We start from the raw sequence: 10170 nt of genomic DNA on the forward strand, positions 1-10170 counted from the left end.
TCATCGAAACAAGGGCAAGGCCACCACTGAAGCGCTGGTGATTTTGTCACGTAAACTCGCGCGTATTGCATACGCGCTGCTGAAGAGCGAGAAAGCATACGTCAGCAAAACTGCCTAAAAAACGTTGTTCGCAACCATAGAATCTCCCACAGGTTTCTCGGTTGAACACAAGATTGGTGAGCACCAATAAACATTGAGGGAACTGGCTTGCCAGCGATAGCGGATTTACCGGCGAGGAAAATTAGATGTGATCACGGTATAACCAGATCAACTTCAATATCCTCGACGTGTGTATTAAATGTCAGTTTGAAATTCAACCGGTATTTCAGGTTGATGTTGTCGAGAGTGCAATTGAATGTACCCGCTTTAGCGTAGTGTTTTCCTGCCATGCTGAGATAGAAAACTTCTCTCAGTCTTTGGTTGGGCACAAATGTTTGCTCACCGTCAGGTGTGGATCGATCGATGACTAACCTGATCGATTGTCCCTCTCTGAATCCAAGCCTGTAGGAACCTTCGATGATGATATAAGTGTTCTGATTATCTACGGTGATAAGGTCCGTTTCAAAAAGCGGGCTACCGTTTTTCGTTGCTATAAATGTTTTTTTGTCTTTTATTTCGTCGCAAGCTTCGTGCGCCCTCATGATGGTGTTCCTCTAATAAATTAAAGATTCATGCCGAGGAACGTTAAAGGAGCTGACACGCGTTGGGTACTGTCAACTCTGTCAGGTTTTAAACACTGTTTGCAATTAAAGATTAACTTTTAATACCCGTTTGGTCATTCGTTACCTTCATCACGAGCGAATCGTTGTGTCCGTGATGAAGGTAAATAAATGATGACTGCTTCTTAGAAAAGCACCTTAGCCACATCGGCAAATTTCTTCGCGAAATGCACGGTAATCCCTTCTTTCAGATAATCCGGCAATTCCTCGAAATTACCCCGGTTCGGCTCGGGCAAAATCAACTCGAAAATCTTCTGCCGCCGCGCCGCAATCACCTTCTCGCGCACGCCGCCAATCGGCAGTACATGCCCGGTCAACGTCAGTTCGCCGGTCATCGCCACGCCTTTCTTCGGCGGTTGATTACGCGCAAGCGAGAGCAGGGCGCTGGCCATGGTCACACCCGCGCTCGGGCCGTCTTTCGGGGTGGCGCCTTCGGGTACGTGTAGGTGAACGAAGGCTTCGTCAAAGAACTTCGCGTCGCCGCCAAACTGTTTCAGGTGCGAACTGACGTAGCTGTAGGCGATCTCCGCCGACTCCTTCATCACATCACCCAGTTGCCCGGTGAGCTTGAAACCCCGGTTGAGCGTATGAATGCGCGTCGCTTCAATCGGCAAGGTCGCGCCACCCATGCTGGTCCAGGCCAGACCGGTAATCACACCGGTGCCGGACAGCACTTGTTCGTTGCGGAACACCGGATGACCCAGTGACGCTTCCAAGTCTTTCGGCCCGAGTTTGATCACCGCTTTCGGGTCGTCGATCAGCTTCATCACCGCTTTGCGCACCAGTTTGCCCATCTGTTTTTCCAGCTGGCGCACGCCGGCTTCACGGGCGTAACCGTCGATCAGGGACTTGAGCGCGCTGTCGCTGATGCTCAGGCTGCCTTTCGACACACCGGCCTTTTCCAGCAATTTCGGCCACAGGTGACGCTTGGCGATGGCGACTTTTTCTTCAGTGATGTAGCCAGACAGGCGAATCACTTCCATGCGGTCCAGCAACGGGCCGGGGATCGAATCGAGGGTGTTGGCGGTGCAGACGAACAGGACTTTTGACAAGTCCATGCGCAGGTCGAGGTAATGGTCGAGGAATTCGACGTTCTGTTCCGGGTCGAGGGTTTCCAGCAGCGCCGAGGCCGGGTCGCCCTGGTAGCTCTGGCCCATCTTGTCGATCTCGTCGAGCATGATCACCGGGTTCATCACTTCAACGTCTTTCAACGCCTGCACCAGCTTACCCGGCTGCGCGCCGATGTAGGTGCGGCGATGGCCCTTGATCTCGGCTTCGTCGCGCATGCCGCCGAGGCTGAAGCGGTAGAACGGTCGGCCAAGGGATTCGGCGATGGATTTGCCGACGCTGGTTTTACCCACGCCCGGCGGGCCGACCAGCAGCACGATGGAGCCGCTGATTTCACCTTTATAAGCACCGACGGCGAGGAATTCGAGGATGCGATCCTTGATGTCGTCGAGGCCTGCGTGGTGTTTGTCGAGCACTTTACGCGCGTGCTTGAGGTCGAGTTTGTCCTCGCCATACACGCCCCATGGCACCGAGGTCGCCCAGTCGAGGTAGTTGCGGGTGACCGCGTACTCCGGCGAGCCGGTTTCGAGGATCGACAGTTTGTTCATTTCCTCTTCGAGGCGTTTCTGCACCTGCGCGGGGAGGACTTTGCCTTCGAGGCGTTGTTCGAACTGTTCGAGGTCGGCGCTGCGGTCGTCTTTGGTCAGGCCGAGTTCCTGCTGGATGACCTTGAGTTGTTCCTTGAGGAAGAACTCGCGCTGATGCTCGCCGATCTTGCGGTTAACTTCCGCCGAGATCTCTTTTTGCAGGCGCGCGACTTCGACTTCCTTGCGCAGCATCGGCAGGACTTTTTCCATGCGCTTGAGCATCGGCACGCAGTCGAGCACTTCTTGCAGCTCGGGGCCGGTGGCGGAGGTCAGCGCGGCGGCGAAGTCGGTCAGCGGCGATGGGTCGTTGGGGCTGAAGCGGTTGAGATAGTTTTTCAGCTCTTCGCTGTACAGCGGGTTGAGCGGCAGCAGTTCCTTGATCGCGTTGATCAGCGCCATGCCGTAGGCCTTGACCTCGTCGGTCGGCTCGGTCGGCTGGTGCGGGTATTCGACTTCGACCAGGTACGGTGGGCGGTGGTGTTTGAGCCAGGTTTTGATGCGTACGCGGCTCAGCCCTTGGGCGACGAATTGTAGTTTGCCGTTTTCGCGGCTGGCGTGGTGAACCTTGACCAGCGTGCCGTATTCGGGGAGGGCGCCGGTGTTGAAGTGGCGCGGGTCTTCCTGGGGCGTGTCCATGAAGAACAGGGCCAGGGAGTGGTGGTCGGATTTGCTGACGAGGTCGAGGGTTTCGGCCCAGGGTTCTTCATTGACGATGACCGGCAGGACTTGGGCCGGGAAGAACGGGCGGTTGTGGATCGGGATGATGTAGACCTTGTCCGGCAGGTTTTGGCCTGGCAGGGCGAGGCCTTTGCCGGAGGAGGTGTGTTCGATGTGGTCGTCTTCGGTGTAGTCGTCGGGGTGATCGGGGAATTCTTGCTGGTCGCTCATGGGGCACCTGCGCAATGGGGTATGGGTCTTAGATGGGGCAGGGCTTGGGTGGTTTCAATGGGAGGGGATGTTTCTGCTTGTGTGTTCAGGGTTTTGACAGGTGTCACGCTTTTGGGCTTGGCGGCCTTTGGGCCGACCATGTTCTTGGGGGTTTGGGTGTATATCCGTTTTTTTTGTGATGGCGGATTGAGGTTTCGCCCTTACGGCGAGTCACCTTTTCCAGACGCCGAAAAGGTAACCGAAAAGGCTTTGCTCCTGCGTTCGGCCCGCTCGCTGGGGCTCGGGGTTCCTTCGCTGCGGGATCGATCCGGGCGCAGCGCCTACGGTTTGCTTCGCTGCACCTCCTCTCGCTGTGTTTGGCTGCGCCAAACGGTCGCTGCGCTCCCACCCCCGGATCAATCCCTCCACTCAGCCTTCCGACGTCGCTCGTGGATCAAGATCAAGAGCAGGCGAGCTGACACTCGGCCTATTGAGTGGTGAAGAGCGGGTGTTTGGCTTTGGTTTTTTGGTGGGTTCGCCCCTCACCCCAGCCCTCTCCCGAGGGAGAGGGGGCCGGTTTTTGGGCTTTTCAGAATGTGAGTTCGGCTCGGTATTGCACGTCGGCGTATCTCGCCCAAACACCTCGGTCAGTCCCCTCTCCCTCCGGGAGAGGGTTATGGTGAGGGGCTGTTGATTCCCGCTTTGAAGCTCAAGTTCGGCTCGGTATTGCACGTCGGCGTATCTCGCCCAAACACCTCGGTCAGTTCCCTCTCCCTCCGGGAGAGGGTTAGGGTGAGGGTGAGGGGCTTTTTCAGTTGTGGGTGGGGGGTTGGGATATTTCGTGGTTATCCATTGCGCGGTTCACCGCGAGTTCGGCGAGCATGATGATTTGCTGGATCGCCAGAATCGTGCGTCGCTGCGGCAGTTCTATGTAGGCGGCGATGTCGCTGGTCATGAGGCTGGCTTGGGCCAGGGATTCGCAGGCGTGTACCAGCAGGCTTTCGTTGTCTTGATCCGGGGCGATCTGAAACATGGTGCTGGGTTTGTGAAAGCGTAGGGTGAGTGCGTTGGGTTTGAGGTAGTGGTCGAGGGCGCGTTCGGCGGCGTCGTGGAATCTTTTTGAGCCGGGGAATTCGTAGGGGGTGGTGTCGTCCGCTGCGGGCGGATTGGGTGTTGGTTTGATCATGGTGAATACTCAGTTGGTGAAAGTGGAGCTGCCTTCGATTGCCGCGACGCAATCTGAGGTGGCAGCTGTACGCGGGTTCGCGGACCGATAACTGAGAAATCGGCATACCTCCAAGGACGGTATCCCGCGCACAGCCGCCATGACACAAGCTACAGGCACCGAGGTGCCGTGAGGTTGGCGATTATGCATCAGTTATCGGGCCGCGACGCCCGTTCGCTGAATTTGCAGCGACCCTCAGAGCCTATCCACCCCACTTCCGAGGCACAACCGACGCGACTTGTGGGAAAAACTCCGCACAATCACCAGCATTTGTAGGACGAGCACATTTCCCACAGCCAACCCATTCCACCCTGTAGGAGCTGCCGAAGGCTGCGATCTTTTGATCTGGCTTTTAAAAACCAAAGTCAACAGATCGCAGCCTTCGGCAGCTCCTACATGGATATGGCGGGCACAAAAAAGGCGATGTCCCTCACGAGACATCGCCTTTGTTTTACCGCCGCTAAAGCTTATTCCGGCAGTTTGTAGGCAATGATGTAGTCGCCCATTTTGGTGCCCAGCGAGCCGTGACCGCCGACAACGAGCAGCACGTATTGCTTGCCGTCTTTGCCGGTGTAGGTCATCGGGGTCGCTTGACCACCCGCCGGCAGACGCGATTTCCACAGCTCTTTACCGCTGTTGACGTCGTACGCGCGCAGGTATTGGTCGAGGGTGCCGCTGAGGAAGCCGACGCCGCCAGCCGTGACCATCGAGCCGCCCATGCTAGGCACGCCCAGGGTGAAGCCGATCGGGATTGGCGAGCTGTCGCGGCTGGTGCCGTTTTTGCGTTTCCACACGACTTTGCCGGTGGTCAGGTCGATACCGGCAACGTAGCCCCAGGCCGGGGCCTGGCACGGTACGCCGAGTGGCGACATGAACGGGTGCATGATCACGGCGTATGGCGCGCCAGTGTTCGGTTGCACGCCAGCGGTTTCGCTTTCGCGTTTGCTGCCGGCGGCGACTTGCTCGCGTGGCACCATTTTCGAAACGAAGGCCATGTAGTTCGGGCTGGTGAACAGCATTTGGCGAACCGGATCGACCGAAACGCCGCCCCAGTTGAACACGCCGACGTTACCCGGGTAGATCAGGCTGCCCTGTTCCGACGGCGGGGTGTACTGGCCTTCATAACGCAGTTCTTTGAACTGGATGCGGCACAGCATCTGGTCGAACGGGCTCGCGCCCCACATGGCTTTTTCGGTCAGTTCCGGGGCCAGCAGGTTGAGATCCGAACGCGCCTGGGTCGGTGCGGTGTGGTCGCCTTTCACGGCGCCTTGCGGTACCGGGATTTCCTTGATCGGAATGATCGGCGTGCCGTCACGACGGTCGAGGACGTACAGGCTGCCCTGTTTGGTCGGGGCGATCAGCGCCGGTTTCACGCCGTCGGCGGTTTTCATGTCGAGCAGGGTTGGCTGGCTGCCAACGTCCATGTCCCACAGGTCGTGGTGGGTGAACTGGTAGTTCCAGCGCACTTTACCGGTGGCCAGGTCCAGAGCAACGATACCGGCGCTGAATTTCTCGGCGCCCGGGGTGCGGTCAGCGCCCCACTGGTCTGGAGTCTGGTTGCCCAGTGGCAGGTAAACCATGCCGAGTTTTTCGTCGACGCTGGCCAGCGACCACATGTTGGCCGAGTTGCGGCTGTAGGTTTCGCCCGGTGCCAAAGGCTCGGTGGCGTCTGGCTTGTCGCTGTCCCAGTTCCATACGAGGTGACCGTCGTGCACGTCGAAGGCGCGGATCACACCCGATGGCTCGTTGGTCGATTCGTTGTCGGTGACGTGACCGCCCATGATCACCAGATCACGAGTAATCGCGGCCGGCGAGGTGGAGTAGTAGCCACCAGCGGTGAACGGGCCGATGCCTTGGGTCAGGTCAACCACACCGTTGGTGCCGAAGCCTTCGCAGATTTTGCCGGTGTCGGCGTTCAGTGCGATCAGACGGGCATCAGCGGTTGGCAGATACAGACGACGCGGGCAGGCCTGAGCAACGGCTTTGCCGGCTTCGGAAATCACCGCGGACGCTGCGTTTTCAGTTTTGGCGTACGCGGCTTCGTCGTAGTACGACACGCCACGGCAAGTCATGTGGGCGAAGCCTTTGAAGCCGACCGGGCTCTTGATCTGCGGGTCGAAGCGCCACAGTTCTTTGCCGGTGTCCGGATCCAGGGCCAACACTTTGCTGTGCGCGGTGCAGGCGTAGACCATGCCGTTGGCTTTCAGCGGGGTGTTTTCGTTGGTCAGCTCGACCGGGTCATCCGCCGTCGGCAGGTCGCCGGTCTGGATGCGCCAGGCTTCTTGCAGCTTGCCGACGTTGGCCGGGGTGATCTGTTTCAGCGGCGAGTAACGGTCACCGAATTCGGTGCGGCCATAGGCCTGCCAGTCGCCATCTGGCATCGCTGGTGCGGTGCTGGTGGTGTCGGCGGTGTCGCGGCCCAGTTCGCCGAAGGTTTCGCCCGGGTGGGTGAACAGGCTGATCAGCGCGGTGAGACCGGCCAGAACCACGGCCACGGTCAGGCCGCGAGTGCCCATCGGCGCCGGGCCGTCAAGCAGCAGCGGACGACGGAACCACGGCAGCAACATCACGAAGCCGAGGACAAACCACAGAGCCAGACGTGGCACCAGTTGCCACCAGTCCAGACCGACTTCCCACAGCGCCCAAACGGTGCTGGCAAACAGGACGATGGCGTACAGGCCCAGCGCCGCACGGCGGCCCAGCAGCAACAGGATGCCGGACAGCGCAATGCCGATACCGGCCAGCAGGTAGTACAGCGAGCCGCCGAGCATGCTCAGCTTGACCCCACCGGCCAACATGGCCAGGCCCATCAGCAGAAGCAGAATGCCGAGCAGACTCGGTAGCAGACGGCTTCGACTCGAAGCACTTTCGGTGCTCATAGTGTGATTCTCCGTGACGTTTCAAGTAGTCCCGCGCAGTAGTCACTGTAGATGACGATTGAGCGTGGGCATGGTTCAGATAAAAACTTGTCTAGCTAACGAATTTCATAAATCCCCATTGTGGGAGCGGGCTTGCTCGCGAAGGCGTCGTGTCAGTCGATGCATGTGCCTTCTGACACACCGCTTTCGCGAGCAAGCCCGCTCCCACATTCGGGATTTGCGCAAACCTTTAGAACGAGGACTGGATTTTGATCCCGCCGATCAGGGCGTCGTCGACGTCGTTCACGCCACCGGGGTGGCGGATGTATTGCAGGTTCGGACGTATGGTCAGCCAATTTGTTACATGCACGCCGTAATACAACTCGGCGCTGTATTCAGTGTCTTGCGGTGGCAAGAACGCCGGATCGTCATAGTCGTAAACGGCATTGGCCTGATTCGTCGCTTCGGCATTTTTGCGGTAGGCCGGGTTGACGTGCACGCGGGCGAGGGCGAAACCGATGTCATCCTTGGCGCGCGCGTCGAACGGGCCTTTGTAGGTGATGCCGGCCTGCACGTAGTTGTCGATCGCGTTGGTTTTCTTGTCGTGCATTGTGCCGTTGGCGAACACGCTCAAACCGCGACTGTTATCGCTGGCCACGCTGGTGATTTGCTGCTGAATGCCCAGCCACACGCCGTGTTTGCTCGACGCGCTGCGGTAGGCTTCGCCGCTGAGGGCCGCCGGTTGGCCGTTCTGATCTTTATAAGCGTCAGTGGCTTTGGCGTTGCTGTAGTAGTAACCGGCGCGGTATTCGCCCGGCAGGCCGTTGAGCTTCGGCGTCCACACCAGTTCGATCGGCAGGATCGCGCCCTGGGTGCCGCTGCCGCTGAGTTTGAAGCCGTTGCCGCGATCGAGGTTCGACGGGTTCTGCTCGTAGGCACCGACCTGCGCGTACAACTCTGGGGTCAGGTGATATTTGACGCGCAGTGCCCATTGGCTGACCGGCCAGTTGTACCAGATGCCGCCGACCCAGTTGCCGACCTGCGAGCCGCAGAACGCGAGGTTCTGGAAGTCGCACGGGAAGCTGTTGAAGTCTTCGCCTTCGCCGAAACGGCCGACTTTGATGTCGAGTTTCTGATCGAAGAATTTCTGCTGATACCACATCTGCGTCAGGCGCGTGGTCTGGCCACGGCCCCAGACTTCCTGGGCCGAGGTGAAGCCGCCGACGCGCGGATCGTTGATGCGGTCGTTGCTGATGTTGTTGCCGCTGCGTTTGGTGATGGTCAGTTGAAACTCGGCGTCGTCCCAGCCGAGGATCTTTTGCAGATCCAGGTGTGTGCCCAAACCGAACTGATCGCTGTAACGCGCGGTGCGGTCGTGATCGTAGCCGCCGTGCAGATTACTGCCCATTTCGCCGGTGTAATCGAGTTTGAAGTCGTAGCCTTTTTCCGAGAGTTCGGTGCGCGTGCCGTTCCAGTCACCGAGCATGTACGGTGATTCGCTGTCGAACGCGGGAGCCGCTTGGACGCAAGTGGCGAGGCCAAGGGCGGTGCAGCCACCGATGGCGCGCAGGGCTGAGATAGCGCTGTCTCGGGAGAAGGAAAAATCGGGCATGAATAAGTCTTTTTTTGGTGTTTTCGGGGTGCAAACTGAGCGCTTCAATATGTCGCAGGCAGTGAAGCGATTCAGCTGAAGGGCGGCAGGATAATGATCTGTTACAAAAAGACAAAGGCCTTTTGTGAACATGCATCCTTTCGGATTCGGTAACAGTCCCTGTAGGAGCTGCCGAAGGCTGCGATCTTTTGCCCTTGACCTACATTTGATAGGAAGCCCTTCCACCCAACCACCCCCTCGGCTAAGGTGCGCGGCTTCTGCATATTCACTTCGCCCAAAGGCCTGGCATGAACGACCAAACCCCCGATCCGCTGCACGGCGTCACCCTCGAACAGATCCTCAACGCCTTGGTGACTCATTACGAATGGTCGGGGCTGGCCGAGCGCATTGATATTCGCTGCTTCAAAAGCGATCCGAGCATCAAGTCGAGCCTGACGTTTCTGCGCAAAACCCCGTGGGCGCGGGAGAAGGTCGAGCGTCTGTACGTGAAGTTGATGCGCACCAAGCGAACACTCTGAGATGGACGCCGTCTGGCGCCATCGCCTGATCACCTGCGCGGCCATATTGGGCTGGGCGGGGTTGGCTATTCAGCTGTACCTGATTTTCTTCGCACGCTTGAGCGTCAGCGCCAGTCTGTTGGGCGGGCTGGTGAGCTTTTTCAGTTACTTCACGATATGGACGAATACGCTGGTGGCGACGGTGCTGACCTGTGCCGTGACCGCTCGCGAATCCGCCGCACGCCGTTGGTTTCTACAGCCGTGGGTGAGCAGTGGGATTGCCGTGAGCATTGTCGTGGTCGGCCTGGCCTACAGCATTTTGCTGCGGCATTTGTGGCACCCGGAAGGTTGGCAGTTTATAGCTGATGAATTGCTGCACGACGTGATGCCGCTACTATTTCTGGGGTATTGGTGGGTGTGCGTACCGAAGGGCACGTTGCGCCTGTGGCATCTGCCGTTGTGGCTGATTTATCCGCTGGTGTACTTCATCTACGCCTTGCTGCGCGGGCATTTGCTCGGCGCGTATGCGTATCCGTTCATTGACGTGGCGGTGCTGGGTTATCCACAGGTGTTTATCAATGCCGGGGGGATATTGCTGGGGTTTGTGGTGATTGGGTTGCTGGTGATCGGCCTGGATCGCTGGCAAGCCGTACGAAGTTAAATTCCAGTGTGGGAGCGGGCTTGCTCGCGAATGCGGTGGGTCAGTTAACATTTTTCAACCTGACCCACCGCATTCG

7 protein-coding genes and 1 pseudogene are annotated in these 10170 nt (G+C 58.5%); 3 read left to right on the forward strand and 5 right to left on the reverse strand.

Going from position 1 to position 10170, the window contains the following annotated elements; translation table 11 throughout:
- Positions 1–118 (forward strand): annotated as a pseudogene (locus tag GVL50_RS29225) (IS110 family transposase); the annotation flags it as partial.
- Positions 119–251: 133 nt separating this feature from the next.
- Here GVL50_RS29225 and GVL50_RS27780 read toward each other — a convergent pair.
- From GVL50_RS27780 to GVL50_RS27800, 5 genes are all read right to left on the reverse strand, one after another.
- Positions 252–641 carry a hypothetical protein gene (locus GVL50_RS27780; protein ID WP_159815766.1) on the reverse strand — a complete coding sequence of 130 codons (390 nt, stop codon included), beginning with the start codon at positions 639–641 and terminating at the stop codon, positions 252–254.
- Positions 642–844: 203 nt separating this feature from the next.
- Entirely contained in the window at positions 845–3262 is a 2418-nt protein-coding gene (gene lon / locus GVL50_RS27785; protein ID WP_159815767.1) for an endopeptidase La, read from the reverse strand.
- Positions 3263–4052: 790 nt separating this feature from the next.
- Entirely contained in the window at positions 4053–4427 is a 375-nt protein-coding gene (locus GVL50_RS27790) for a DUF6124 family protein (RefSeq protein ID WP_159815768.1), read from the reverse strand.
- 506 nt (positions 4428–4933) lie between these two features.
- Positions 4934–7345, reverse strand: a complete 2412-nt coding sequence (locus GVL50_RS27795) for a glucose/quinate/shikimate family membrane-bound PQQ-dependent dehydrogenase (RefSeq protein WP_053123485.1) — start codon at positions 7343–7345, stop codon at positions 4934–4936.
- A 229-nt stretch (positions 7346–7574) separates the two neighbouring features.
- On the reverse strand, positions 7575–8936 hold the full coding sequence (locus tag GVL50_RS27800) for a carbohydrate porin (RefSeq protein WP_053123482.1): 1362 nt from the start codon (positions 8934–8936) through the stop codon (positions 7575–7577).
- A gap of 287 nt (positions 8937–9223) precedes the next feature.
- On the opposite strand from GVL50_RS27800, the gene GVL50_RS27805 reads away from it, so the two are divergent.
- Both GVL50_RS27805 and GVL50_RS27810 read left to right on the forward strand, forming a co-directional pair.
- Positions 9224–9454, forward strand: a complete 231-nt coding sequence (locus GVL50_RS27805) for a VF530 family DNA-binding protein (protein ID WP_159815769.1) — start codon at positions 9224–9226, stop codon at positions 9452–9454.
- A gap of 1 nt (position 9455) precedes the next feature.
- Positions 9456–10094 carry a Pr6Pr family membrane protein gene (locus GVL50_RS27810; RefSeq protein WP_159815770.1) on the forward strand — a complete coding sequence of 213 codons (639 nt, stop codon included), beginning with the start codon at positions 9456–9458 and terminating at the stop codon, positions 10092–10094.
- Positions 10095–10170: the final 76 nt, after the last annotated feature.

Origin of the sequence: Pseudomonas sp. 18058, assembly GCF_902706155.1 — a bacterium.
GTDB classification, from domain to species: Bacteria; Pseudomonadota; Gammaproteobacteria; order Pseudomonadales; family Pseudomonadaceae; genus Aquipseudomonas; species Aquipseudomonas rustica.

Bases quoted from the DNA above. Each gene is read 5' to 3' on its own strand.
- GVL50_RS27780 (WP_159815766.1), bottom strand. From the start codon at position 641: ATGAGGGCGCACGAAGCTTGCGACGAAATAAAAGACAAAAAAACATTT.
- lon (WP_159815767.1), bottom strand. From the start codon at position 3,262: ATGAGCGACCAGCAAGAATTCCCCGATCACCCCGACGACTACACCGAA.
- GVL50_RS27790 (WP_159815768.1), bottom strand. From the start codon at position 4,427: ATGATCAAACCAACACCCAATCCGCCCGCAGCGGACGACACCACCCCC.
- GVL50_RS27795 (WP_053123485.1), bottom strand. From the start codon at position 7,345: ATGAGCACCGAAAGTGCTTCGAGTCGAAGCCGTCTGCTACCGAGTCTG.
- GVL50_RS27800 (WP_053123482.1), bottom strand. From the start codon at position 8,936: ATGCCCGATTTTTCCTTCTCCCGAGACAGCGCTATCTCAGCCCTGCGC.
- GVL50_RS27805 (WP_159815769.1), top strand. From the start codon at position 9,224: ATGAACGACCAAACCCCCGATCCGCTGCACGGCGTCACCCTCGAACAG.
- GVL50_RS27810 (WP_159815770.1), top strand. From the start codon at position 9,456: ATGGACGCCGTCTGGCGCCATCGCCTGATCACCTGCGCGGCCATATTG.